Source organism: Gordonia bronchialis DSM 43247, assembly GCF_000024785.1.
Lineage (GTDB): Bacteria > Actinomycetota > Actinomycetes > Mycobacteriales > Mycobacteriaceae > Gordonia > Gordonia bronchialis.
On record NC_013441.1, the window covers coordinates 621,541 to 645,045 of the forward strand.

The following is a 23,505-nucleotide window of genomic DNA, read 5'->3' on the forward strand; positions in this document are numbered from 1 at the left end:
TTTCGACGCGGCTCGGGCTCGCTTCGCTCGCCCGTGCCGGCTCAACCAGCTGGTTGAGGCGCGGGCTCGGCAAGGCGACCGAGCGGCGGGGCTCAGAGCTCGGCGAAGTTCTCCGCGAGCTGGGTCAGCCGGACGCTGTTGCCGGACGGGTCGCGGAAGCCGGCGTCGATGCCGTACGGGCGTTGCTCGGGAGCCTCGGTGAACTCGACGCCGCGTGCGACGAGGTCGTCGTAGGCGGCCTGGCAGTCCTCAGTGGTCAGGAATACCGTTCCGGCAAAGCCTTTCGCGGTGAGAGAGGCGATCTCGTCGGTGAGGGAGGCGTCGATCAGCGGTGGGCCGGGGATGGCCATCAGCACGATGGTGACGTCGTCTTGTCCGGGTGGCCCGACGGTCAGCCACCGGAAGTTGCCCAACTCGGGCATGGTCACGTCGGAGCGGACCTCCATGCCGACCTTGGTTGTCCAGAAATCGAGGGCCACATCCTGGTCGTGTACCCAGAGTTGGGCGCTGGCGATGCGAATCATGTTGTCCACCTGTCGATGTCGTTACCCTGGCGGCGATTTGTCCGGGGTGTGTGACTCAACGCTACGACGGGGGCTCGCTGCGGTCTTCTTCCCGTGTGCTGTCTTCTCGACGCGTGTCGATGGTCCCGGCCGCGAATACACGCGCAGGACGCAGGCGGGCACATGCGCGAACGTCGCCGCGGCCGGGAACGAGGCCCGATAGGCGGTCGGGGTCCTCCCGAACGCCCTCGTGAAACTGGTGGTGAACGACCCGACGCTGGACAGGCCGACCGCCATGCAGATGTCGGCCACCGAGCGATCGGTGGAACGCAACATCGCGGCCGCGCGTTCGAGCCGTCGGGTCTGCAGGTAGGCATGCGGAGACTCGCCGAAGGCGGTGGTGAACGCGCGGGTGAAATGCGCCCGGGACAGTCCGGCTGCAGCCGCCATGTGGTCCACGGTGACCGGTTCGGCGAATCGGACGTCGACCAAATCCTTGGCACGCAACAGATGTCGCGCCGGATGCACGGCGGTCATGAGTCGATCTCGGTGGCCGCGAGGTAGGCACGGCCACGCGGTGACAACTCGTATCCGACATCGAGACTGTGGGTCAAGCCGAGAGCCTTGAGCTTTCGCACATCGAGTTTGAAATCCGGTCGCGGGCGGCCGAGTTCGGCGGCGAGTTCGGTGGACACCACCGCCGGCCGACGTCCGATGAGCCCCAGCACCTCCCGGGTCCACGGGCCGTGCGTGGAACGCGAGTCCAGCCGGTCGAGGCGAGTGGTGAGGTCGGCGAGGTCGTCGTCGGAGAGTGTGTCGTCGGCGCGCAACGCGATGCGCGGATCCGCGCCCTGCCAGCGCAGGCCGATGCGGAAGGTCGGGTACTCGTCGGGTCCGCGCAGGCGTGCGCGCAGCTTGTCGACATCGTCGAAGCCCGCGCGCGTAGCGTCCCGTGCGCTGATGCGCTGCGGGTCGACCCGCTTGACCGACGCGATCTCGATGACCCCGGCCGGCGAGATGAACGTCGACCCGGCCTTGACCCGTGCGGTGGCCCAGCGTCGAAACGCGAGGTCCACCGAACCGTCGGCAACCCGCTGCGCGATCGGCTTGGGCAGCAGCATGACAACGACGGTAGTCCTGCCGGCAGGTCGGGGAAAGACGTACGGTCGAGGTATGACCGGATCCAGTGGAACCCCAGTCAGTGCCGCCGCCGCAACCGAGGTGGTCTCCGACCCCTGGCGCGTCCTCGCCGACAAACTCGTCGCCGCTTACCAGACCGGCTCGATGGTCAAGGGAGGCGAGTTCGTCGCCAGGATCATCGACGCCGCAGAGGCCGCAGGCCACCACCCCGACATCGACCTTCGTTACGGCACAGTGCATCTGGTGTTGACGACGCACAGTGCGCATCAGCTCACCGAAGCCGACGTGGCGCTCGCGAACACCATCGCGCAGATCGCGTCCGAACTCGGGATCGAGCCGTCCGGTACATCGGTGGCCCAGGTGGACATCGCCATCGATGCCCTCGACATCGCCGCCATCCGTCCCTTCTGGACAGCGGTGCTCGGGTTTCGCGATGCCGCCGAGTCCGAGCCGATCGACCTGGTCGACCCGGACGGCCGTTTACCCGGGGTGTGGTTCCAGCAGATGGACGAGGCCCGTCCGCAACGCAATCGCATCCACCTCGACGTCCTGGTTCCGCACGACGTGGTGCATGAACGCCTGCAGGCCGCGCTCACCGCAGGTGGGCAACTGCTCAGCGACGAGTACGCACCGGCGTTCTGGGTGCTCGCCGACGCCGAGGGCAACGAGGCGTGCCTGTGCACCTGGCAGGGGCGGAACAGCGAGCGATAGTGACTGAGAACGGGCCCCTGAGCGTCCTCCTCGGGAATAATCCATATCTGGCTGCTCAGGGGCCCGTTTTCAGTCATTCGCTGAGGTGCCTCGCCGGATGCGGTGTCGTTGGGGCAGGGTCACCTCGCGAATGTCGGCGAGCGTCTCATCCCATCCGTAGAGGGCGTCATCGTAGGTGAGGCGCATGGTCATGTACTTGTGTCCCAACGACTTCCGGTCCCGTCGTCGGTCCTTGCGGTAGTTCTCCAGGCTGGTGTGATGCAGTTTGCTGTCGCACTCGAGCAGAAGGCGCCCGACCTTCAGATCGACATGCCCCACGTCGGGGATCTTGGGTTGCACCTCCACCCGAAAGCCCAGCGCCCGCAGCCGGACACGCACGATGCTCTCGGTTCCCGACTGCGAACGTGAATCGCAACGGCTCAGAAGATGATCAATCCGCGCATCGGTCCGCGGCATCTGCTCATGGAGGTCCGCGATATCGAGGTCGAGGGAGTTGAGTGCAGAGTCGGTCACCGCAATCCAGTCCTCGGCGGTCATGCATCCCGCCGCGCAGCACAGACACAGCGGAATCTCGTCGAGAATCGTGCCGACGGGCAACGGGCGGCCAGGCAGGTGGCAGTAGTCACGCCGACGACCCTGCGCCGCCTTTCCGGCCCGGACATGCAGGGAGTCGTAGCCCGGCGGTATCCACAGCCCGTGCTTGCGGAGGCCGGTGACGCAGCTGATGGCACCGAAGCGCCGGGCGGCGATCACCGCGTCGTCGTCGGCATCGCGGCCGGCATACCAGCCCGATCGCAGGCGCGTCAGCTCGCCGGAACGGACCTTCCGACGCAGGTCGGCGTCGGTGAGATCGGTGGCGAGCAACTCGGCACGGTTGAGAACTCCGAGATCCATGCCATATTCGACGGCCCCCGGGCCGATCAGGTTCCGTGACGAACCGTCAGTGCCCTTCGGCGCGCGCCACCTCGGCGACGGCCGCGGCCACCGCGGGGGCGACCCGGTCGTCGAGCGGGCTGGGCACGATGCGGTCGACGGACAGATCGTCGGCGACCACGGAGAAGATGGCGTCGGCGGCGGCGATCTTCATGCTCTCGGTGATCCGACGCGCACCGGCGTCGAGCGCCCCCTTGAAGACGCCGGGGAAGGCGAGCACGTTGTTGATCTGGTTCGGGAAGTCGCTGCGTCCGGTGGCGACGACGGCCGCGTATTTGGCAGCGACCTCCGGGTGGATCTCCGGGTCGGGGTTGGACAGTGCGAACACGATCGCCTGATCGCTCATGGTTGCGATCAACGATTCGTCGATCCGGCCGGCGGATACGCCGAGGACGACGTCGGCACCGTCGAGGGCCTCTGCGGCGCCGCCGGTCAGCCCGCGCGGGTTGGTGCGCTCGGCGAGATCTTCCTTGAAGCTGTTGAGGCCGTCGCGGCCCCGCGACACGATGCCCTTGGAGTCGAGCACCACGACGTCGCTGATGCCGGCGGCGAGCAGGATGTTGGCGCAGGCGACACCGGCCGCACCGGCGCCCGAGATGACCACGCGCAGCGCGGTGAGGTCACGTCCGAGGATGGTGGTGGCGCCCTTCAGTGCGGCGAGGACCACGATGGCGGTGCCGTGCTGGTCGTCGTGCATGACCGGGCAGTCGAGGGCGTCGATGACGCGGCGTTCGATCTCGAAGCAGCGGGGTGCGGAAATGTCCTCGAGGTTCACCGCGCCGAAGCTGGGGCGCAGGCGGATGAGGGTCTCGACGATCTCGTCGGGGTCCTGGGTGTCGAGGACGATCGGGATCGAGTTCAGACCCGCGAAGGTGCGGAACAGCGCCGACTTGCCCTCCATCACGGGCAGCGACGCCCGCGGGCCGATGTCACCGAGGCCGAGCACTGCCGAGCCGTCGCTGACGACCGCGACCAGACGGTCGGTCCAGGTGTACTTGTTGACCAGGTGGGACTCGGCGTCGATGGCCCGCGACACCTGGGCCACGCCCGGGGTGTAGGCGATCGACAGATCACGCTGGGTGTCGATCGGGGAACGCAACTCCACCGAGAGCTTGCCCCCGACGTGGGCCAAAAAGATCTCCTCATCGGTGATGGGCAGATCGGCGATGCTGGGCTCGGTACACGGGGCGTCGGGTGTTGCGGCGTTGCCATCCGTATTCGTCACGTGCTGTCCTCCTGGGTCCCCGCACCTGCGGTCTGCGGCGCGGAACCTTCCCAGTGTCCCACCGCACCGAAGGCGCGATCAAGGAGGGTGGTCACACGTCGGGACCTGTTAAGGTACAACTTGTGTCTATGTTGAATCCGACGCGCGAATCTGCTGCTGAACGCGTATATGGCGAGGTCAAAGAGCTGATTCTCACCAACGGCATCGCCGGCGGTGAGCTCATCAGCGAGGGTGAGATCGCGCAGCGCTGCTCGGTTAGCCGCACCCCTGTGCGTGAGGCGTTCCTCCGTCTGGAGGCCGAGGGTTGGATGCGGCTCTACCCGAAACGGGGGGCACTTGTGGTGCCGGTCGGGCAGAGCGAGGCCTGCGACGTCGTCGACGCACGGCTGCTGCTCGAAGGGCATGCGGTGCGCGCGGTCGCGGCTCGACCGGGCGCTGCCGACGAACTCGTCGCGCGCCTGCGGGAGAACCTCGATGCCCATCGCGCCGCCGACGCCGACGACATCGCCGAGTTTGCCCGGATCGACGCCGAGTTCCACCAGCTCATCGCTGCGGCCGGCGACAATCGGCTGCTGGCCGCCTTCTTCGTCAGTCTCGGCGAACGCCACCGCCGGATGACGACGCTCAGCGTGCACCGCGACGCCACGATCGCCACCCGCATCCTCGACGATCACGCGGATCTGGTGAGCGCCATCGCCGACGGTGACGCCGCCGCCTACGACGCCCAACTGGCTCGGCACCTCGCCGCCGTGCACGACCTGCGGGAGGCACGCTCATGACCGCCCGACTGTCCGCACTGGGCTGGCCGGCCGTCGCGCTCGCCGTCTTCGCGACCGCGTGGGGCGGCAATGAGTTCACACCGCTACTGGTGATGTACCGCGAGACGTCGGACATGTCGGCGGTCACCGTCGACGCTCTGCTGTTCGCCTACGTCCTCGGCATCGTGCCGGCGCTGCTGATCGGCGGTCCGCTTTCGGACCGACTCGGCCGGCGGCCGTTGATGCTGCCCGCACCTGTCTTCGCCGCGCTGGGGTCGGCGATGCTCGCCGCCGGAGCTGGATCGGCGGCGATGCTCGCAACCGGTCGCGTGTTCAGCGGTATCGCGCTCGGCCTGTCGATGGCGGTCGGCGGCAGCTGGATCAAGGAACTCGGCGACGCCGACGGCGCCGGTGCAGGCGTCGGGGCCAAACGCGCCGCAATGAGCCTGACCGCCGGCTTCGGCGTCGGTGCCGGCGTGGCCGGCGCGCTCGCCCAATGGGGACCGTGGCCGCATGTGCTGCCCTACCTGGTCAACATCACCCTGGCCGCGCTCGCCACATTGCTGCTGATCAGGGCACCGGAGACCCGGGCCCGGCAGACACAGTCCGGCCGCCTGATCGACGACCTCAAGATCCCGTCCGCAGGTCACCGCCGCTTCCTGTTCGTCGTGTTGCCGGTGGCGCCCTGGGTGTTCGGGGCCGCCGCGTCGGCGTACGCGGTGATCCCGGGACTCATGGCAACGCGGATCGCCGGCGTGCCGATCGCCTTCGCCGGCCTCTGCTGCGTGCTCGGACTGGCCGCGGGCTTCGGCCTGCAGTCGCTCGGACGGCGCATCGACCGGCCGTCCGGGGTGCGCGGCGTGGTCGTCGCGCTCGTCATGGTCGCGGCGGGAATGGCGATCGCCGCACTCGCCGCCCACGTGCTGACGGTCTGGGCCGCGCTGCTCGCCGCGGTCGTCCTCGGCTGCGGCTACGGCATGGCGATGATCGCCGGCCTGCTCGAGGTGCAGCGGATCGCCGGGCCCGACGACCTCGCCGGGCTGACCGCCGTGTTCTACGGCGTCACCTACCTCGGGTTCGCGGTGCCCGCCATCCTGGCCTGGATCTCCGAGACCTCGGTCAGCATCGGCTACCCGCAGATGTTCGGATTCGGCGTGGTGGCCGCCCTGGTCTGTCTCGCGATCACCGTCGTCGGGCACCGCACCGGCGCGGATGCGCAGTCGCCGGCGCAGGACTACGTCGATCGGGAGCTCACTCCCACCCGGTAACCTGCTGGTGTTTGATCACTGGCCGGCAGGAAGAAGGGCGCGCGCATGTTGCTGGGGGCATGGGTCGTCGTCGTCACCGCCCTGGTCCTGATCGTTCCGGGAGCCCTCGTCGGACGTCGGATGGCGCTGCCGTGGCCGGTCGCGCTGGCCGCCGGACCACCGATCACCTTCGGGCTGGTCGGCATCCTCACCGTGGTGTACGCCAAGGTCGGCTTTGAGTGGAATGCGATCAGCGCACTGGTCGGGCTGGTGCTCGCCATGCTCGGCGCGTGGGTCTACTCGGCGGCGCTGGGCACCCGCATCGGCCGTCGGCTCGCGCCGGCCCCCGACGTCGTCGACGACGAGAAACCGGCCTGTGCGAAAGCCATGTTGCGCGTGACCGCCGGGGTGGCCGTGGGCGGCATCATCATCGCCGTCACCTGCATCCGACCACTCGTCACCACCGCTTTCGCCGGACTGAACAACATCTCCCAGGTGTGGGATTCCCTGTGGCACGCAAGCTCATTGCGCTGGATCCACGAGACCGGCATCGGCTCGGGTCTGCGCATGGGCGAGCTGATGAACTACGACACCCACGGCTTCAACTACTACCCCAACACCTGGCATGCGTTGGGCGCGTTGCTCTTCCCGATCACCGGGGCCAACCCGGTGGAGCTCTACAACACGTATTCGCCTGCGGTGCTGGCCATCACGGTCCCGCTCGGCGTCGCATCGCTGGCCTACTGGTTTGCCCGGCACCGCTTCGACGTCGACACCTCGGCGGTCATCGCCGGTACCGGCGCGGCGATCAGTGCGCTGTTTCCTTCGTTGCCCTACGTCGAGGTGGAGTTGACATCGGTGCCCAACGCCGTCGGGGTCAGCCTCGCCCCGGTGGCCGCCATCCTGACGATCGGGGTGATCCGCGACCGACGGCGCATCGGACCGGCCGCACTCGCGATCGCCGGGGTCACCGCAACCCACCCGTCGGGCCTGATCCTCATCGCGGTGATTCTCGGACTCTGGTGGTTGTGCGAGGCGCTCTGGCATCCGGCGGCCGGACGCCTTCGGGATCTGGCGACGCTCGCGGTCACCGGCGTTCTCACGCTGGTGCTGATCGCGCCGGTCGTCTACGGGACGATCAATGTCGCCGACACCAATGATCTGCCCTTCTTCGACTTCCGCGTGGAGACCGTGAGCGTGGCGCGCGGCCTCGCACAGGCGGCGTTCAACGGGACGGTACCGCTCGGCGACTACTACCCGGCATGGGCGCTCATCATCGTGACCGCCCTCGGCCTGATCGTGTTCGCGTGGATGCGGTGCTGGACCGGACTGGCCGCCTGGGTGGTGTTCGTGCTGGTGACAGCCAACTCGGTGGTGTCGCTCGGGGCGCTGTCGTATCCGCTCGGCTCCATCGGCGGCTACTTCTACAACTCGCCGCACCGGCTGACCTTTGTGGTGGCGCTGTTCTCCGCGGCCGCCGCCGGGGTGGCGGTGGGTTCGGCGGGAATCTGGGTGGCGCGGTTGGTGAGTGGCCGGTTGTCCGCATCGGAAAGTAGTGACTCGCAACGATTCTCCCCGGCGGTAGTGTCGACGGCGGTGCTCGCGGTGCTGCTCGTGGGGATCGCCGGTGCCGGTGTCTGGAAGTATCCGCAGCACGCGCAGCTCGCGTCCAAGGAGCGCGGCGGCAAGTTCGTCGGACCCGACGATCTGGCCGCCTATCACTGGCTCGCCGGTCGCCCGGACGCCTGGAACTCGGTGATCCTCAACAACCTCGACCAGGGGACCGGCTGGATCTATCCGGTCACCGGTCTGACCCCGATGTTCCCGTTCTACCGCGCCAACGACTTCTCTCAGCGGCAACGCGACCTGTTCTGGGGCGTGGTCGACATCGGCGCCGATCCGCACATCGACCAGATCGTGCGGGACATGAAGGTGCACTACGTGATCGACTCGCCGCCCAGCTATTGGCCGTTCCAGCGCGGGGCCCCGGCGCCCGGGCATCAGGGCGACCCATTCCTCGCGGTGCGTCAGCACGGTGCGCCCGGGTTGACGGTGGTGTACCGCAAGGGGGATGTGACGATCTTCCGGGTCAATGAGTCGGTGTTGGCCGGGGGCTGAACCGCCGAATGCGTCGACGCCCGTGCGTTAGCATCCGAGAATGGTTGTCGAGGCGTGGATCTGCATGTTCTGCGGCAATGAGTATGTCGCCGACCTGCCGGACGTCTGTCACATCTGCGCCGACGACCGGCAGTTCATCCCGCCGGGTGGCCAGCGGTGGACTCTGCTGAGTGACGTCCGCGGGGGGGTCACCGCCGCCGAACTCGAGCCGGGTTTATTCGAGCTGACCGTCGATCCGCAGGTGGGCATCGGACAGAAGACCTATGTGGCGGCCACTCCCGACGGTTGCAACATCCTCTGGGAGCCGCCGGGATTCGTCGGGCCGGCGCTCCTGGACTGGCTGGCCGATCACGGCGGGGTCGGCGCGATCGCCGCAAGTCACCCGCACCTCGTCGGCGCGGCTGTCTCCATCAGCCATGAGTTCGGGCGGGTTCCGGTCTGGTACAACGCATCAGACCGGCGCTGGGTCACTCGCCCGGACCCGGTGGTGGCCTTCTGGACGGACCGGCAGGAGATCGCCGACGGCATCACGCTGGTGCAGTGCGGTGGCCACTTCCCCGGCAGCGCGGTGGCGCACCTGCGTGACGCCGCCGACGGGCGCGGCGCACTGCTGACCGGGGACACGATCATGGCGGTTCCGCATACGCAGATGGTGTCGTTCATGCGCAGCTATCCCAATCTCATCCCGCTGCCGCCGCGGCTGGTCCGGCAGATCGCCGACCAGGTCGGCACACTCGAATTCGACCGGCTCTACGCGGCTTTCGGCTCTCCGATCGAGCATGACACGGCACGGATCGTCGAGGAGTCCGCGCGCCGGTACATCGGCTGGGTCACCGACACCATCACCGATCCCGATGATCCGGGTGCACCGAACACCGGTCAGGCGTCGGGATAGCCGTTCGGGTTGCCCGACTGCCAGCGCCAGGTGTCGGCGCACATATCGTCGATGGTTTTGGTTGCGTACCAACCGAGTTCGGTGTTGGCGCGGGACGGATCGGCATACGATGCGGCGATGTCGCCGGGGCGACGGGGCGCGATCTCGTACGGGATCGGTCGTCCGCTGGCTCGCTCAAATGCCTTGACCACCTCGAGCACCGACAACCCTTGTCCGGTACCGAGATTCCACGTCGACATCCCCGGATCCGCCGTGCTGATGCGGTCGAGCGCGGCGACGTGACCGGCGGCGAGGTCGTCGACGTGGATGTAGTCGCGCACGCCGGTGCCGTCGGGGGTGTCGTAGTCGTCGCCGAAGACCGACAGCTTCTCGCGCCGGCCCACCGCCACCTGGGCGACGAAGGGCATCAGGTTGTTGGGGATGCCGCTGGGGTCCTCGCCGATCTGCCCGCTCGGGTGCGCGCCCACCGGGTTGAAGTAGCGCAGCGCGGCGATCCGCAGAGTCGTGTCGGCGGCGGCGACGTCGGAGAGGATCTGCTCGATCATCACCTTGGTCCAGCCGTAGGGATTGGTTGCCGAGGTGGGGAGGTCCTCGGTTATCGGCAGCTGGGGTTCGGCCCCGTACACCGTCGCCGACGACGAGAACACCAGCGTGTGCACGTCGTGCCGGTTCATCGCCCGCAACAGCGAGAACGTCGTGCCGAGATTGTTCTGGTAGTAGTCGAGCGGCTTGGCGACCGATTCACCGACGGCCTTGTACCCGGCGAAGTGGATGACCGCGTCCACATTCTCGTGGGCAAAGAAGTGTTCGGTCTTGTCGATGTCGGCGAGATCGAAGGCATGGACCGGGATCGAGGTGCCGGTGAGCCCCTCGAGGCGCCCCACCACCGTCGGCTTGGCATTGCTGAAATCGTCGACGACCACCACGTCGTGACCGGCCTCGATCAGCCGGATCACGGTGTGCGAACCGATGTAGCCGGCGCCACCACTCACGAGAACACGCATACCGACAACGGTAGGCGGGCGGCCTGGGCGTCGACCATGTGGCTGCTGTGTGTCGTCTACCACGGGTAGGCAGCCCGATGAACACGAGACCGTCTTCTCTGACGTCCTTGTTTCACGTGCTCTGCCGCACCGCTCACATCGTCATTGCCGCATGGTGACTTCGCGATCGAGTAGTGGCAGGGTGTACGGAGGCCGGTGGGGGCGGGCGTCGCAACTGTTGATGATCGATGACGGGGTGGGAATGCTGATGGCGCGATCCGATGTGTGGTTCGTTTCGGGCAATGCACGCTGCGCGGCCTGGTTGTATCTGCCCGAGGACGCCTCGACGCCGCCTCCGGTCATCGTGATGGCGCACGGTCTGGGTGCGGTCCGGCACATGCGCCTCGAGGCCTTTGCCGAGCGGTTCACCGCCGCGGGATACGCGTGCCTGGTCTTCGACTACCGGCATTTCGGCGACAGCGCCGGCCGGCCGCGGCAACTGTTGTCCATCCGCCGGCAGCTCGACGACTGGGCGGCCGCCATCGCGTATGCCCGGTCCCTGGATGTGGTCGATGCCGGCCGTGTGGTGCTCTGGGGGACGTCGTTCGGCGGGGGACATGTGATGGTTGCGGGGGAACGCGACGGTGCGGTGTCGGCGGTGATCGCACAGTGCCCGTTCACCAGCGGACCGTCGTCGACGCTGGCGATGGAACCGCTCAGCGCGATCAAGGTGACCGGTCGGGCGCTGGCCGATGTGGCGGCGATGGTGACCCGGCGCGCACCGGTGATGGTGGCCTTGGCCGGCGATCCCGGTTCGACGGCGCTGATGACCGCGCCCGACGTGGTGCCCGGTTATCTGCCACTGGTGCCCGACGGGTACCCGTTCACCAACGCCGTCGCTGCGCGCGTCGGCCTGAGCATTCCGCTGCACATCCCGGGGCGTGCCCTGCGTCGGCTGACCTGTCCGACGCTGGTGTGCGCCTGCGACGGGGACACGGTCGCGCCGGTCAAGGCGACCGTCAAGTACGCCTCGCAGAACCCCAACGTGCGGCTTCGGCGCTACGACGAGGGGCACTTCGACATCTACGTCGGCAACGGTTTCGAGCAGGTGATCACCGATCAGATTGCGTTCCTGCGCGACGTGGTGCGGGTCAGTTGATGACCTGCTGGGTCGCCGCGTAACCGGCCTCGACCGCCTGCTTGCCCGGCTGCCACCACGCGGTGTTGTCGCGGTACCAGTCGATGGTCGCCTGCACACCGGATCGGAAGTCGACATACTGTGGCCGCCAGCCCAATTCGGTGCGAAGTCGGGTGGAGTCGATGGCGTAGCGACGGTCGTGGCCGGGCCGGTCGGTGACGAAGTCGAAGGCGTCGGCGGGTTGACCCAGGAGTTCGAGTACGGTTTCCACGACGGTGCGGTTGTCCACCTCGCCGTCGGCGCCGATGAGGTAGGTCTCGCCGATCTGCCCGCGGTCGATGATGGTCCACACCGCGTCATTGTGGTCGTCGACGTGAATCCAGTCCCGCACGTTGCGACCGTCGCCGTAGAGCTTGGGGCGGATTCCGCTGAGCACGTTGGTGATCTGCCGCGGAATGAACTTCTCGACGTGCTGATACGGCCCGTAGTTGTTGGAGCAGTTGGAGATCGTCGCCGCGATCCCGAAGGACCGCACCCACGCGCGGACCAGCAGATCGCTGCCGGCCTTGGTGGACGAGTACGGGCTCGACGGGTTGTAGGCGGTCTGCTCGGTGAACCGGGCCGGGTCATCGAGGTTGAGGTCGCCGTACACCTCGTCGGTGCTGATGTGGTGATACCGCACGCCGTGGCGTCGGACGGCCTCCAGTAGGGCGTAGGTGCCCACCAGGTTGGTGTGCACAAAGGCCGACGGATCGGCCAGCGAATTGTCGTTGTGTGACTCGGCGGCAAAGTGGACCACGAGGTCGGTGTCGGCGATCAGCCGGTCGGTGAGCTCGACGTCGGCGATGTCACCCTCGACGAGGTCCACGCGGTCGGCGAGCGCCCGCACGGTCGCCGGGTTGGCCGCGTACGTCAGTTTGTCGAGCACGCGAATCTCGACGTCGGGACGGGTGGCCAGGGTGCGCAGCACGAAATTCGCGCCGATGAAGCCGGCGCCGCCGGTGACCAGTACACGCATGGCGCCCAACTCTACCGGCGACCACTATTGTGAGCCGCATGCGCGGAATCATTCTGGCCGGCGGCACGGGGAGCCGGCTGCACCCCATCACGCAGGGGGTCAGCAAGCAGCTCGTCCCGGTCTACGACAAGCCGATGGTCTACTACCCGCTCTCGACGCTGATGCTCGCCGGCATCCGCGACGTGCTGATCATCACCACTCCCCAAGACGCACCCGCGTTCCAGGGACTGCTCGGCGACGGCGGACAGTTCGGTATCAACCTGTCGTATGTCACCCAGGAATCCCCCGACGGGCTCGCGCAGGCCTTCGTTCTCGGTGCCGACCACATCGGCGACGACTCGGTCGCACTCGTCCTGGGCGACAACATCTTCTACGGTCCCGGACTCGGCTCACAGTTGCAGGGCTTCGAAAAGGTCGACGGCGGAGCGATTTTCGCCTACTGGGTGTCCAATCCGAGCGCCTACGGCGTCGTCGACTTCGACGAGAACGGGGTCGCGCGCTCCCTCGAGGAGAAGCCACTCGCCCCGAAGTCGAACTTCGCGGTGCCCGGCCTGTACTTCTACGACAACGACGTCATCGAGATCGCCCGCAACCTGAAGCCCAGTGCGCGAGGCGAATACGAGATCACCGACGTCAACGCCCACTATCTCGACCGCGGCAAACTCTCGGTCAAGGTCCTGCCCCGCGGCACTGCCTGGCTCGACACCGGCACCTTCGACTCGCTGCTCGACGCCGGCAATTTCGTGCGGACCGTCGAACAACGGCAGGGTCTCAAGATCGCGGTGCCCGAGGAAATCGCCTGGCGCCGTGGGTTCATCGACGACGACGGGCTGCGTGTGCGCGCCGAGAAGCTGCGCAAGTCCGGGTACGGTGACTATCTGCTCGAGTTGCTCCACCGCGGAAAGGGTTTCTGAATGCAAGTACGGCCGCTGTCCATCGACGGTGCGTGGGAACTCACACCGGTCCAGCACGGTGACGCCCGCGGACTGTTCGCCGAGGCCTTCAAGGCCGACCTGCTCGCCGAGGTGATCGGCCATCGCTTCGAACTCGCCCAGGTCAACCTGTCTGTCTCGGCCGCCGGCGTCCTGCGCGGGGTGCACTTCGCCGACGTGCCACCCGGGCAGGCCAAATACGTGAGCTGTGCACGCGGGGCGTTTCTCGACGTCATCATCGACATCAGGGTGGGCTCACCGACCTTCGGCGCCCACGACACGGTCCTCATCGACGATGCTGACCGGCGCGCGGTCTACCTCTCCGAGGGACTCGGGCATGCCATCTGTGCGCTGGAGGACAACTCCACGGTCACCTACCTGTGCTCCGCGGGCTACAACCCGTCCGCCGAACACGGCATCAACCCCCTCGACCCCGACCTCGGCATCGACTGGCCGACGACGGGCCGCGACGGCACACCGCTGCAGTACGAGCTGTCGGCCAAGGACACTGCCGCCCCCGGGCTGTTCGAGGCGCGCGACACGGGGTTGTTGCCGTCCTACGACGAGGTGACCGCATATCTGCGGTCACTTGCCGAGTCGTGACTTGCGCCGTGTCCGCAACCACCGGGCCGACGACGGTCGGTGTCGTGTTGTGGCACCAAAAATGGTGTCTCACTTGTGGTTTCGATACGCGTCGGGCTCGCAAGCTCGCTCGTCGCTACTCAACCAGCAAGTGAGGCGTCGGGCTCGCAAGCTCGCTCGTCGCTACTCAACCAGCAAGTGAGGCGTCGGGCTCGCAAGCTCGCTCGTCGCTACTCAACCAGCAAGTGGGGCGTCGGGCTCGCAAGCTCGCTCGTCGCTACCCCGCCGTCGACCGCCGGAACGCGAGAACCGCTGCCGTGTAACCGCCGACGAGATCGCGCACCAGACCAGCGCCCAGATCCACCGGTCGCCGAGTTCGGTGCCCATCAGCAACGCGCGGACCGTGTCGGCGATGGGACTGAACGGCTGATACTCGGCGAACTGCCGGATACCGTCGGGCATCGTGTCGGTGGGGACCAGTCCGCTGCCGAGGTAGGGGAGGAGCAGGAAGGGCACCGGAAGATTGCTGGCCGCTTCGGGATTGGGTGCGAGCACCCCGAGGGCGACGGCCACCCACACCAGCCCGACCATCAACAGCAGCACCAGACCGGCCACCGCGAGCCAATCGAGAACCCCCGCGTCGGTGCGGAAGCCGAAGGCGAACCCGGCGGCCACCACGAAGACCAGGGCGATGGCACCTTGAATGATCGCTCCCACAACAGGTCCGGCGAGGATCGCTGTCGCCGGTGTACCCAGCGAGCGGAGTCGGTTGATGAAACCGTCGGTGACGTCCTGATTGACCGCGACGGCCGCCGACACGGTCAGAAACGACGACACGAACAGCAGGATGCCGGGCAGCAGGTAGTTGATGTAGTTGCCGTGCAGGGGACTGTCGGCGCCGATGCCGGCCCCGATCGCACCGCCGAAGAAGAGGTTCATCATCGCGAGCACCACCACCGGCATGATGATCACGGAGAAGATCATCGCCGGATAGCGCCGAAGGCGAATCAGGTTGCGACGCACCATGAGCGTCGAGTCGGACAGCGTGTGGGTGAGCGTGGTGGTCATGATCGGGCTCCTGGTGTTCGAGTGGCGGAGATCAGGCCGCGGCGCGGCCGGTGAGGGTGAGGAAGACATCGTCGAGATCCGGTGTGTGCACGGACAATCCGGTCGCCTCGAGGCCGGCTGTGTCGAGGGTCTGCAGAATCGCGCGCAGGGCGTCGCTGCCGCCGTCCCCGGGTACGGCCAGGACGTGGGTTCCAGCGCGGGTGTCGACGACCGCCGTCGGAAACTGCTCGCGAGCGCGTTCCATTGTTTCGGCGTCGGCGAATTCGAGTGAGACGTGTCCGCCCGGGACGAGGCGTTTGAGTTGTGCCGCAGTACCTTCGGCGACGATTCGGCCTTGGTCGAGGACGGCGATGTGGTCGGCGAGCTGATCGGCCTCGTCGAGATACTGGGTGGTGAGGAAGACGGTGGTCCCACCGTCGACCAGGGCGCGGACCCGATCCCAGACCGCATGCCGGGAGCGGGGATCGAGGCCGGTGGTCGGTTCGTCGAGGAAGATGATCTGTGGATCGCTGACCAGTGTCATGGCGAGGTCGAGGCGTCGCGTCATACCGCCCGAGTACTCCTCGACGCGCCGGTCGGCGGCGTCGACGAGGTCGAAGTCGGCCAAGAGCGACTCCACTCGACCGCGGGCGACCGAACCAGGCAGATGTCGCAGACCGGCGATCAGTGCGAGATTCTCGCGGCCGGTGAGCTGGGTGTCGACGGCGGCGAACTGTCCGGTGAGACCGATGGCGGCGCAGACGGACAGGCGGTCGGCCTGCGGATCGAAGCCGGCGACGCGGATCTCGCCGGCGTCGGCGCGATCCAGCGTGGCCAGGATTCGGACGGTGGTGGTCTTGCCCGCACCGTTGGGCCCCAACAGGGCGTAGACGGTTCCGCGGGGAGGGAACTCCATTCATTCAGATTTGCGCGTATGTGCATGATTGGGAGACGTTCATCCCGGTGGGGATGACGTCGGTGGGTAGGTCGGGCAGGCGGGGTGTTACACGTCGAGATCTTCGATGTCGGGTCGCACCGCGGCGATCGCTCGTTCCAGAAGGCGCTGCGGCACCAGGTCTTTCAGTTCGTCGACGGTGTCGACGACGTGGACCTCGTAGTCGCCCCAGTCGGGGAGGTCTGCGGTGAACAGGCTGCGGACGCTGCTGATCCCGGTGAGGTCCTTGAACCAGTTGCCGGTGGGCTTGCGGTCTCGTCGGATCGGAAATTTCTCCCAGTCCACGTGGTGGACGGCGAGCACGATCCGCCCGGTCCGGCCCTCATAGATGGCTCGTTCGGTGGCGTTGCCGGTCTCGTCGTCGAACTCGGTCTCGTCGGCGAGCGGACGGCCGAAGAAGCGTTTTCGGCGCACGCCGTCGGGGCCGTCGCGCACAACGACCTCCTCGTATCCGGCGTCGCGGTAGTCGGCGGCGCGAACGTAGTCACGCAGCGCGGCGATGATGGCGCCGGAGATGGTGCCGCCGGCGACCTGCTGGGCGCGCTCGAGGACCGGCAGATCCTCGTCGGCGACGTAGATGGTCTTGTTGGGCATGAACCCAATATACGTAGCCGTATACGTATAGGCAAGAGCGTTGAGTCCTCCGGTTTCGGTCGGCCTCAGCTCTCGGGATCGCCCGACGGCTTCTCGGCGTTCTGCAGCGCGATGGCGCGGGCCAGGCGCGCGTAACGGACCTCGAGATCGCGGAACCGCAGATAGGTGGAGATGGTGGTGAATGCGAACGCCAAGACCAGCAGGAACAGGACCAGGTCCAGGCCGCGTTCGATACCGAACTTCTTGGCCACCCACGTGACGTCGTCCTGCCGGAGCATCGCGTACACACCGAACACGACGAACGCGACGAACAACAGCTTCACGCCGGCCGACGCCCGGGCGGTGCCCCGGTTGACGACGAAGAACGCCACCAGGGCGACGATGCCGAGGATCGCGACAATCTGGAACCAGATCACGCCGGCCTCACTTCCTCATCCTGGTGTGGAACAGTCCGTCGGCGACGATGTTGACCCCGTTGATGAGCGACTGCCCCTTGGCTCGTGAGTACTCGGTGTACAGGATCGTGACCGGCTGCTCGGCGACCCGCCAATGGTGATGGTCGATCAGCGCCACGAACTCCGACGCGTGACTCATGCCGCTCATCAGCAGATCGAGTTGGTCGGCGACCGTCTTGTTGAAAGCGCGTAGCCCGTTGTGCGCGTCGGTCAGGCCCAGTCGGCGGGTGCGTGGACTCAGGAAGACGATGGTGCGCAACGCGATTCGACGCAGCGGCGGTACCGAGTCGCTGCGTCCCTCGGCAAATCGGGTCCCGACGATGATGTCGACGGGTTCGGTGCGCAGGCGGGCGATCATCGCCGACACGTCGTCGACCTGATGCTGACCGTCGGCGTCGAAGGTGACGAAGAAGCGGGCGCCCGGCTGCGCACGCGCGTACTCGACGCCGGTCTGGATGGCAGCGCCCTGCCCGAGGTTGACCGGATGCCGGACCAGATGGACGCCGGCGGCCCGGATCTCGGCGGCCGTGTCGTCGGAGCTGCCGTCGTCGACGCAGACGATGTTGGGGAAGGTCTGTCGGGCATGGGTCACCACGTCGCGGATGACCTGTGCCTCGTTGTACACGGGGATCACCAACCAGACGTCGTCGTTGGTGGTGCCCGCTGTCATGGGCTAAACCCTAACCCGGGTGTCGAAGTGACGGCCTCGTAGGCTGGTCGGGTGCCGATCGACGTGATGATTCCCTTCTACGGCGACGTCGCACAGTTCCGGCAGGCCGTCACGAGTGTGCTGAATCAGGACGACCCCGAGTTCACGCTCACCGTCGTCGACGACTGCTACCCGAGTTCGCAGCCGCGCGAGTGGCTCGAGAGCCTCGACGATCCGCGGGTGCGCTACCTGCGCAACGAGGACAATCTGGGCGTCAACGGCAATTTCCGACGCTGCGTCGAGCTCGTGAAGCAGCCGTACTTCGTGGTCATGGGCTGCGATGACGTGATGCTGCGCGACTATCTCTCGACGGTGCGGGCGCTCGCCACCCAGCATCCCGACGCGGCGGTGATCGCGCCCGGCGTCGAGGTGATCGACGATGCCGACCGCCCGGTTCGTCCGCTCGGTGACCGGATGAAATCGGTACTCGCGCCCTCGCGGGCGAGCGTGCTGAGTGGGGAGCGCCTGGCGACGAGCCTCTATCACGGCAACTGGACGTACTTCCCGTCGTTGCTGTGGCGCACCGAGGTGGTCCGCGCGGTCGGATTCCGCACCGGCCTCGAGGTGGTCCTCGACCTCGCGCTCCTCGTCGACCTCGCCGCGACCGGCGCGTCGCTGGTCTACGACCCGACCGTCGTGTTCCGATACCGCCGCCATCGGGCGTCGGTGAGTTCGGTGCAGGCCGTCGACGGCCGACGCTTCGCCGAGGAGAACCGCTTCTTCGCCGACGAGGCCCGACGCTGCGCCGACCTGGGATGGCCGAAAGCCGCCCGCGCCGCCCGCCTCCATGCGACATCCCGTCTGCACCACGCTCAGGCCCGGCTCGGAGCCGCCGTCGTCCGGGTCCGCCACCTTCGCTGACCCGATCGATGGGTCAGCGGGCGGCGCGCAGACCGGCCAGATGCACGACGACGCCGGCCAGCGGCCCCACCACGAGAGCCGCGCCGACGCGCACGGTGACGTCGGCGGGCAGGGTCAGCACGACGATGGAGACCAGGGTCGCCACCCACCAGCCCGCGGCATACCACCGGTGGCCGCCGACGGCGATCGCCGCCGACCCGGTGACGGTGAGCAGCGCCAGGAAGGTGGCGCCGACGGTCAATGCGGCCACCGCACCACCGCCGAGCCGGAAATCGGCGCCGAAGACGGCCCCGAGCAACCACGGACCGAGCACCCAGGCCAGCAGCGACCCGAAAGCTCCCACCCCGGCGACCACCAGCAGCGGCGCGGCCAGCGCTCCGGCGAGCCGATGCCGGGCCTCGACAAATCGGGTGATCAACACGCCCTGAAAGCTGTTCAACGGCACCAGAAGCGGGGCCCGCGTCAGCGTGACAGCCAAGATCAGCGCGCCCACCACGCGCTCGTCGTCGGAGGGTGCGCCGAACAGGCCGAGTTCGCTGGTGAGTTTGATCAGCACCGGGAACCCCATGACCAGCACCGCACTCGCCGCAGCCGCGGTCATCGCGGTGAGGGTGTTGACGGACAGTCGCCGCGCCGGCACGTCGCCGCGCAGTCCGACGGCCCACCGCGCCACACCCGACGACGCCAGCAGCGCACACCACGACACCGAGCCGATCACCGTGATGATCAGGAACGCATCCAGGCCCCACCCGGCGAGGATGGCGATCAGCGCACCGGCCAGCCGGATCAGGGCGTCGGCGCTGAGCAGCGTGGCGAATGCCGTCCACGACGCGGCGCCCGCGAGTGCGCCGCACAGGTGCGCGTAGACGGCGAAGCTGATCACACCGATGGCCAGCAGGATCACCGACATCCAGCGCTGCGTGGTGAAGACCTGCCCGCTCCACAGTGGTGCTGTGACGGCCACCGCAACCCCGAGCGCGAGCCCGATGACGGCATTGACCCTGATCGGGCGCGCCATCAGCGGTTGCGGCACATCGGTTTTCGAGCCGCGCGCCGACCGGATCGCCCGCGTGGTCTCCTGCAACTGCCCGTTCTGCGCACCCGTCACCATGCCGTAGGCGGCCCAGAACACGGCGAACACGCCGTAGCCCGCGGCACCGAGATGGCGGGCGGCGATGAGCAACACCAGATAGCCCGACGCCGCCGCGATGATGGTCGCGATGGTGACCCGCCCCAGGGTGCCTGCGGTCTCACCGGTGGTGCTGCCCGTCTCCGACGTCATCGTCGCCCGTTCAGGCGGGAGTCGGGTACGGCGGCAGTGCAGCGCGGAAAAGCCAGGCGTCCCATAGGTTTTTGAGAGACGTGGTGGAGTAGTTCGCCGCCAGCGCGATGAAATCCTCGGTGCTGACCGAGCCGTACCGGTACTTGTCGGTCCAGCGTTGCAGCAGAGCGAAGAAGTTGCCGTCGCCGATCGTCAGACGCAGTGCGTGCAGCGTCAGGGCGCCACGTTTGTACACCCAGTCGTCGAACATCTTGCGCGGCCCGGGATCTGCGAGCGGGACGCGCACCGGCGTCGCCGCCAGCTTGGTGTAGTAGTGACGCGCCCACTCGTCGGCGCTGCGGCCGCCGGAGCGTTGGCTCCACAGCCACTCGGCATAGCAGGCGAAGCCCTCGTGTAGCCAGATGTCGCGCCAGCGCGCCAGGGTCACCGAGTTGCCGAACCACTGGTGGGCGAGTTCGTGCGCGATCAGCCGTTCGGCGCCGCGATGTCCGTCGCAGTGATTGGCGCCGAAGGTCGACAGGCTCTGGGCCTCGATGGGGATCTCCAGCGCGTCATCGGTGACGACCACCGAGTACTGCGGAAACGGATACGGACCGAACATCTCGACGAAGGCGTTCACCATCTCGAGTTGGCGGCCGAAGTCGTGCCGGAAGGTGGGTACCAGGCGCGGTGGCACCAGCGCACGTACCGGAAAAGGCTTGGTGGCCAACGAGATCTGCTTGTACTGACCGATCTGTACCGATGCCAGATAGGTCGGCATCGGCTCGATCTGCTGATAGACCCAGGTGGTCTGCCCGGCGCGCACCCGCTTGGATTCCAGGACCCCGTTGGCCAGCGCGTGGTACGGGCTGTCGGTGGTGATGGAGATCCGGTAGGGCGCCTTGGCGCTCGGATGATCGTCGCAGGGGAACCACGATGCGGCGCCGTTGGGCTGATTGGCGCACAGCGCACCGTCGGTCAGCTCTTCCCAACCGACCGCACCCCACGGGCTGCGGATCGGACGCGGGGTGCCGTGGTAGCGGATGACGATGGTCAGCGCACCGCCGGGCGGGACGCCGGCATCCGGGGTGATGGCCAGCTTGTTGCGGCGATGGCTGTAGCGGACCCGCTTGTCGTTCACGGTGATCCGGTCCACCGCCAGCGACGACGCCATGTCCAGGGTGAAGCGGTGCAGATCCTCATACGAGGTCGCGGTCAGTGTCGCGACGCCGGCGAGACGATTGCTCGCGACCTTGTATTCGAGGTCGAGATCATAGCGTGAGATGCGGTAGCCCAGGTTGCCGTTGTGCGGCAGATACGGGTCGACGGTGTCGTCGGGGGTACCGAGTACCGGCTGTCGTGTGTTCGATCCACGCGAACCCGAGCCAGACTTTCCCGGCACTGACGATGACTCCGATCGGTCTCGGGGCGTGCATCCACGCCACGGCGGTTACGACTTGGTTGCGGTTGGCGCCTACAGCGTCTCGATCTGAGTAGATCGTCGTGCAGGGTTCGCGCGGTCGCGGACACTCACACTACCTGCCTACGGTTGATCTCACCGGTTGGCCGTGAGGACACGCGTGAAGACATCGCGCGCAAGCCAGGACCTGTCGGGGAATATCCGGACCTCGGTCCGGTTAGTATCTGTTCGGGTCGGACTACCACGCAAGGAGACCAACGCATGGCCGGATTCAGTTCAGTGCCGCAGTTCCTCGCCCGTCTCATCCTGGGCATCATCTTCATCGCGCACGGCTGGCAGAAACTGCACACCAACGGCATGGACGCCACCAAGGCGTTCTTCAAGGGGCTCGACGTCCCATTCCCCGAGTTCACCGCGTACGCCGTGACCTGGCTCGAACTCGTCGGCGGCATCCTCCTCATCATCGGACTGTTGCTACCGCTGGTGTCGGTGCTGCTGATCATCGACATGATCGGCGCGATCTACTACGTCCACTGGGACAACGGCTTCTGGGCGGGCGGGGACAAGGTCGGCTGGGAGTGGCCGCTCGCGCTGATCGCCGGATTGCTCGCCGTCGGATTCTCCGGTGGCCTCGGGGCCGCCGACACGCATCTGTGGGCACGCCGGCGCCGGCGTCGGGAACCGGTGGCCTGACAGCGAACTCACGCAGGTCAAACCGTCTGTTCGGAGGGTATCGTGGGTCCGGGGTGGCCGATAGGCTCTCGGCATGTACTCCGACCCGCGGTATCAGCCGCCGTCGTACGGATCGTCTGTCGGCTACCCCCGCGGTCACGACCACTACGGCGTCCCGGTCATGGACCCGGTCGTCGCAGCGGCCCTGAATCGGCCGTGGCAGACCACGCTCTACGGTTGGTTGCAGGTCGTCGCGGCTATTGCCGGACTGCTCGGTGGGCTCGTGTGGGCCGCCGCGGCCGGGAGTAGCGCCATCGACTACCAGTTTGTGCGTGACGGCGGTCCGATCGTGTTGATCGGCATCGTGACAGTTGCCTTGCTGATCGTGATGAACGCACTGAACCTGTGGATCGCATCGGCCTTCCTGCGAGGATCGCGCGGCGCTTACGTCTGGTACTCGGTGCTCAACATCCTCGGATTCATCGGCACCGCACTCGTTCTCGCCGGTATGGCACTGTTCCTGTTCACCGTGAGTGCCGTCGACTCGGGTGGCGGAGACGACGAGATCGTCGCACTGATCCTGATGATCGCGGTGTCGCTCCTGGTTGCCGGAGTGTTCCACGCGATCCCGTGGTATCTCCTCTGGAACCGGAGCAGCAAGGCGTACTTCGACCGTGAGAGCGTGCAGATCCGCCGCGACGCGAGGGCGTGGTAGCGCCCTCGGTCAGGCGATGGCCAGCCCATCCCGCGTGATCGCGGCGTCGGAAGCGGGCAGGGCGGCGATCATCTGATTCAGCGACGTCAGCACGTCGGTGCTGTGACGCAGTTTCACGTCGTCGATCAGGCTGGGTGGGTCGTAGGCCGCCTGATAGACGGCCGCCGCGCCGAGTAGCCGGACCGCTTGGGCGGGATCGATGTCCCACAGTGCGTCGGCCGTCGTCAGGTAGAGCCGCAACGCGGGCGGATAGTCGTGCAGATGCACGAGCGCCCACGCCCAGTGCTTGGCGACGTCGACGGTGTCGGCCTCCCCGCGGCCGTGCGTGCGCACGTATTTGCCGTGGAGTTCGCTGCACAAGGGCGTGCAGTCCGACCACATCTCGAGCTGCGACGTGCAGCGGATGCAGTCGTGCAGATTCGACAGATATCTGGGCGAGTAGGGCCCTTCCCGGCGCGCGCGGATCTCACGCAGCACAGAGAATTCCGCCAGGGCGTGGGTGTACTCGCCGGCGGAGAGCAAAGCCTGGGCCTCGGCCTGCATTTCCTCGATCATCTTCTGCATTGTCGCCGATCAGCGGTGTCGCCGATGCCCGAATCGCCGAACCGATCCGAGCCGCGACGCACTCGGCCC

General features: G+C 67.2%; 26 protein-coding genes. 11 read left to right on the plus strand and 15 right to left on the minus strand.

All coding sequences use genetic code 11. The annotated features are described in order from the left end of the window. Window positions 1-92: 92 nt before the first annotated feature. The 3 genes from GBRO_RS02865 to GBRO_RS02875 are packed head-to-tail and all read right to left on the minus strand — an operon-like array spanning window position 93 to window position 1,624. Window positions 93-524: a VOC family protein gene (locus GBRO_RS02865; protein ID WP_012832498.1), complete on the minus strand. Its 432-nt coding sequence runs from the start codon at window positions 522-524 to the stop codon at window positions 93-95. A gap of 21 nt (window positions 525-545) precedes the next feature. Next, window positions 546-1,040: a helix-turn-helix domain-containing protein gene (locus GBRO_RS02870; RefSeq protein WP_012832499.1), complete on the minus strand. Its 495-nt coding sequence runs from the start codon at window positions 1,038-1,040 to the stop codon at window positions 546-548. Beyond that, on the minus strand, window positions 1,037-1,624 hold the full coding sequence (locus GBRO_RS02875; protein WP_012832500.1) for a hypothetical protein: 588 nt from the start codon (window positions 1,622-1,624) through the stop codon (window positions 1,037-1,039). Before GBRO_RS02875 ends, GBRO_RS02870 begins: the two co-directional genes overlap by 4 nt. Before the next feature lie 52 nt (window positions 1,625-1,676). Here GBRO_RS02875 and GBRO_RS02880 point away from each other — a divergent pair, with 52 nt between their 5' ends. Next, window positions 1,677-2,354: a VOC family protein gene (locus tag GBRO_RS02880; protein ID WP_012832501.1), complete on the plus strand. Its 678-nt coding sequence runs from the start codon at window positions 1,677-1,679 to the stop codon at window positions 2,352-2,354. Window positions 2,355-2,423: 69 nt separating this feature from the next. Here GBRO_RS02880 and GBRO_RS02885 read toward each other — a convergent pair whose 3' ends face one another. Both GBRO_RS02885 and GBRO_RS02890 read right to left on the minus strand, forming a co-directional pair. Then, complete coding sequence (locus tag GBRO_RS02885) at window positions 2,424-3,248, minus strand: hypothetical protein (protein ID WP_012832502.1); 825 nt, start codon at window positions 3,246-3,248, stop codon at window positions 2,424-2,426. 46 nt (window positions 3,249-3,294) lie between these two features. Next, window positions 3,295-4,512, minus strand: a complete 1,218-nt coding sequence (locus GBRO_RS02890) for an NAD(P)-dependent malic enzyme (RefSeq protein ID WP_012832503.1) — start codon at window positions 4,510-4,512, stop codon at window positions 3,295-3,297. A 128-nt stretch (window positions 4,513-4,640) separates the two neighbouring features. Here GBRO_RS02890 and GBRO_RS02895 point away from each other — a divergent pair, with 128 nt between their 5' ends. From GBRO_RS02895 to GBRO_RS02910, 4 genes are read left to right on the plus strand one after another with little or no spacing between them, the layout of a single operon-like run. Then, entirely contained in the window at window positions 4,641-5,291 is a 651-nt protein-coding gene (locus GBRO_RS02895; protein ID WP_012832504.1) for a GntR family transcriptional regulator, read from the plus strand. Beyond that, window positions 5,288-6,538 (plus strand): MFS transporter, encoded by a 1,251-nt coding sequence (locus tag GBRO_RS02900; RefSeq protein ID WP_012832505.1) that lies wholly within the window; start codon window positions 5,288-5,290, stop codon window positions 6,536-6,538. Before GBRO_RS02895 ends, GBRO_RS02900 begins: the two co-directional genes overlap by 4 nt. Before the next feature lie 45 nt (window positions 6,539-6,583). Further along, window positions 6,584-8,635, plus strand: coding sequence for a DUF6541 family protein (locus tag GBRO_RS02905; RefSeq protein WP_012832506.1), 2,052 nt, complete (start codon window positions 6,584-6,586; stop codon window positions 8,633-8,635). Between the two features lie 40 nt (window positions 8,636-8,675). Further along, window positions 8,676-9,530, plus strand: coding sequence for an MBL fold metallo-hydrolase (locus tag GBRO_RS02910; protein ID WP_012832507.1), 855 nt, complete (start codon window positions 8,676-8,678; stop codon window positions 9,528-9,530). Here the strand turns inward: GBRO_RS02910 and galE are convergent. After that, window positions 9,515-10,534, minus strand: a complete 1,020-nt coding sequence (galE, locus tag GBRO_RS02915) for a UDP-glucose 4-epimerase GalE (RefSeq protein ID WP_012832508.1) — start codon at window positions 10,532-10,534, stop codon at window positions 9,515-9,517. The two genes, GBRO_RS02910 and galE, sit on opposite strands and share 16 nt — an antisense overlap. A gap of 247 nt (window positions 10,535-10,781) precedes the next feature. Between galE and GBRO_RS02920 the strand changes: the two genes are divergently transcribed. Then, window positions 10,782-11,672, plus strand: a complete 891-nt coding sequence (locus tag GBRO_RS02920; RefSeq protein WP_041920172.1) for an alpha/beta hydrolase — start codon at window positions 10,782-10,784, stop codon at window positions 11,670-11,672. Here GBRO_RS02920 and rfbB read toward each other — a convergent pair. After that, window positions 11,665-12,669, minus strand: coding sequence for a dTDP-glucose 4,6-dehydratase (gene rfbB, locus GBRO_RS02925; protein WP_012832510.1), 1,005 nt, complete (start codon window positions 12,667-12,669; stop codon window positions 11,665-11,667). The genes GBRO_RS02920 and rfbB overlap by 8 nt on opposite strands. A gap of 38 nt (window positions 12,670-12,707) precedes the next feature. Here rfbB and rfbA point away from each other — a divergent pair, with 38 nt between their 5' ends. Further along, on the plus strand, window positions 12,708-13,583 hold the full coding sequence (gene rfbA / locus GBRO_RS02930; protein WP_012832511.1) for a glucose-1-phosphate thymidylyltransferase RfbA: 876 nt from the start codon (window positions 12,708-12,710) through the stop codon (window positions 13,581-13,583). After that, window positions 13,584-14,204: a dTDP-4-dehydrorhamnose 3,5-epimerase family protein gene (locus GBRO_RS02935; protein WP_012832512.1), complete on the plus strand. Its 621-nt coding sequence runs from the start codon at window positions 13,584-13,586 to the stop codon at window positions 14,202-14,204. A gap of 213 nt (window positions 14,205-14,417) precedes the next feature. On the opposite strand, the gene GBRO_RS02940 is transcribed toward GBRO_RS02935, so the two are convergent. The 5 genes from GBRO_RS02940 to GBRO_RS02960 all read right to left on the minus strand — a co-directional run bounded on the left by GBRO_RS02940 (window position 14,418) and on the right by GBRO_RS02960 (window position 17,904). Beyond that, complete coding sequence (locus GBRO_RS02940; protein ID WP_012832513.1) at window positions 14,418-15,251, minus strand: ABC transporter permease; 834 nt, start codon at window positions 15,249-15,251, stop codon at window positions 14,418-14,420. A 31-nt stretch (window positions 15,252-15,282) separates the two neighbouring features. After that, on the minus strand, window positions 15,283-16,146 hold the full coding sequence (locus GBRO_RS02945) for an ATP-binding cassette domain-containing protein (protein ID WP_012832514.1): 864 nt from the start codon (window positions 16,144-16,146) through the stop codon (window positions 15,283-15,285). Window positions 16,147-16,233: 87 nt separating this feature from the next. After that, window positions 16,234-16,779 (minus strand): EXLDI protein, encoded by a 546-nt coding sequence (locus tag GBRO_RS02950; protein WP_012832515.1) that lies wholly within the window; start codon window positions 16,777-16,779, stop codon window positions 16,234-16,236. A gap of 65 nt (window positions 16,780-16,844) precedes the next feature. Beyond that, the gene (locus GBRO_RS02955) at window positions 16,845-17,195 is read right to left on the minus strand and encodes a DUF2304 domain-containing protein (protein WP_012832516.1); all 351 of its coding nucleotides are present in this window, start codon (window positions 17,193-17,195) and stop codon (window positions 16,845-16,847) included. Between the two features lie 7 nt (window positions 17,196-17,202). Beyond that, complete coding sequence (locus GBRO_RS02960; protein ID WP_012832517.1) at window positions 17,203-17,904, minus strand: glycosyltransferase family 2 protein; 702 nt, start codon at window positions 17,902-17,904, stop codon at window positions 17,203-17,205. A gap of 51 nt (window positions 17,905-17,955) precedes the next feature. Here GBRO_RS02960 and GBRO_RS02965 point away from each other — a divergent pair, with 51 nt between their 5' ends. Then, window positions 17,956-18,804 (plus strand): glycosyltransferase family 2 protein, encoded by an 849-nt coding sequence (locus GBRO_RS02965; protein WP_012832518.1) that lies wholly within the window; start codon window positions 17,956-17,958, stop codon window positions 18,802-18,804. A gap of 13 nt (window positions 18,805-18,817) precedes the next feature. On the opposite strand, the gene GBRO_RS02970 is transcribed toward GBRO_RS02965, so the two are convergent. Further along, window positions 18,818-20,086: a lipopolysaccharide biosynthesis protein gene (locus GBRO_RS02970; RefSeq protein ID WP_012832519.1), complete on the minus strand. Its 1,269-nt coding sequence runs from the start codon at window positions 20,084-20,086 to the stop codon at window positions 18,818-18,820. A gap of 10 nt (window positions 20,087-20,096) precedes the next feature. Continuing rightward, window positions 20,097-21,467, minus strand: a complete 1,371-nt coding sequence (locus GBRO_RS02975; protein WP_012832520.1) for a M1 family metallopeptidase — start codon at window positions 21,465-21,467, stop codon at window positions 20,097-20,099. A 279-nt stretch (window positions 21,468-21,746) separates the two neighbouring features. Between GBRO_RS02975 and GBRO_RS02980 the strand changes: the two genes are divergently transcribed. Both GBRO_RS02980 and GBRO_RS02985 read left to right on the plus strand, forming a co-directional pair. After that, the gene (locus GBRO_RS02980) at window positions 21,747-22,178 is read left to right on the plus strand and encodes a DoxX family protein (RefSeq protein WP_012832521.1); all 432 of its coding nucleotides are present in this window, start codon (window positions 21,747-21,749) and stop codon (window positions 22,176-22,178) included. Window positions 22,179-22,251: 73 nt separating this feature from the next. After that, a complete protein-coding gene (locus tag GBRO_RS02985; protein ID WP_012832522.1) occupies window positions 22,252-22,872 on the plus strand; it encodes a hypothetical protein in 621 nt (206 codons plus the stop codon). A 9-nt stretch (window positions 22,873-22,881) separates the two neighbouring features. On the opposite strand, the gene GBRO_RS02990 is transcribed toward GBRO_RS02985, so the two are convergent. After that, window positions 22,882-23,427: a hypothetical protein gene (locus tag GBRO_RS02990; protein ID WP_041920174.1), complete on the minus strand. Its 546-nt coding sequence runs from the start codon at window positions 23,425-23,427 to the stop codon at window positions 22,882-22,884. Between the last annotated feature and the right edge of the window lie 78 nt (window positions 23,428-23,505).

Coding starts and splice junctions, on each gene's coding strand:
- GBRO_RS02865 (WP_012832498.1), bottom strand. CDS start 524: ATGATTCGCATCGCCAGCGCCCAACTCTGGGTACACGACCAGGATGTG.
- GBRO_RS02980 (WP_012832521.1), top strand. CDS start 21,747: ATGGCCGGATTCAGTTCAGTGCCGCAGTTCCTCGCCCGTCTCATCCTG.
- GBRO_RS02880 (WP_012832501.1), top strand. CDS start 1,677: ATGACCGGATCCAGTGGAACCCCAGTCAGTGCCGCCGCCGCAACCGAG.
- GBRO_RS02910 (WP_012832507.1), top strand. CDS start 8,676: ATGGTTGTCGAGGCGTGGATCTGCATGTTCTGCGGCAATGAGTATGTC.
- GBRO_RS02885 (WP_012832502.1), bottom strand. CDS start 3,248: ATGGATCTCGGAGTTCTCAACCGTGCCGAGTTGCTCGCCACCGATCTC.
- GBRO_RS02985 (WP_012832522.1), top strand. CDS start 22,252: ATGTACTCCGACCCGCGGTATCAGCCGCCGTCGTACGGATCGTCTGTC.
- GBRO_RS02905 (WP_012832506.1), top strand. CDS start 6,584: ATGTTGCTGGGGGCATGGGTCGTCGTCGTCACCGCCCTGGTCCTGATC.
- rfbB (WP_012832510.1), bottom strand. CDS start 12,669: ATGCGTGTACTGGTCACCGGCGGCGCCGGCTTCATCGGCGCGAATTTC.
- GBRO_RS02950 (WP_012832515.1), bottom strand. CDS start 16,779: ATGCCCAACAAGACCATCTACGTCGCCGACGAGGATCTGCCGGTCCTC.
- GBRO_RS02945 (WP_012832514.1), bottom strand. CDS start 16,146: ATGGAGTTCCCTCCCCGCGGAACCGTCTACGCCCTGTTGGGGCCCAAC.
- GBRO_RS02875 (WP_012832500.1), bottom strand. CDS start 1,624: ATGCTGCTGCCCAAGCCGATCGCGCAGCGGGTTGCCGACGGTTCGGTG.
- rfbA (WP_012832511.1), top strand. CDS start 12,708: ATGCGCGGAATCATTCTGGCCGGCGGCACGGGGAGCCGGCTGCACCCC.
- GBRO_RS02895 (WP_012832504.1), top strand. CDS start 4,641: ATGTTGAATCCGACGCGCGAATCTGCTGCTGAACGCGTATATGGCGAG.
- GBRO_RS02920 (WP_041920172.1), top strand. CDS start 10,782: ATGGCGCGATCCGATGTGTGGTTCGTTTCGGGCAATGCACGCTGCGCG.
- GBRO_RS02970 (WP_012832519.1), bottom strand. CDS start 20,086: ATGACGTCGGAGACGGGCAGCACCACCGGTGAGACCGCAGGCACCCTG.
- GBRO_RS02940 (WP_012832513.1), bottom strand. CDS start 15,251: ATGACCACCACGCTCACCCACACGCTGTCCGACTCGACGCTCATGGTG.
- GBRO_RS02900 (WP_012832505.1), top strand. CDS start 5,288: ATGACCGCCCGACTGTCCGCACTGGGCTGGCCGGCCGTCGCGCTCGCC.
- GBRO_RS02870 (WP_012832499.1), bottom strand. CDS start 1,040: ATGACCGCCGTGCATCCGGCGCGACATCTGTTGCGTGCCAAGGATTTG.
- galE (WP_012832508.1), bottom strand. CDS start 10,534: ATGCGTGTTCTCGTGAGTGGTGGCGCCGGCTACATCGGTTCGCACACC.
- GBRO_RS02990 (WP_041920174.1), bottom strand. CDS start 23,427: ATGATCGAGGAAATGCAGGCCGAGGCCCAGGCTTTGCTCTCCGCCGGC.
- GBRO_RS02960 (WP_012832517.1), bottom strand. CDS start 17,904: ATGACAGCGGGCACCACCAACGACGACGTCTGGTTGGTGATCCCCGTG.
- GBRO_RS02935 (WP_012832512.1), top strand. CDS start 13,584: ATGCAAGTACGGCCGCTGTCCATCGACGGTGCGTGGGAACTCACACCG.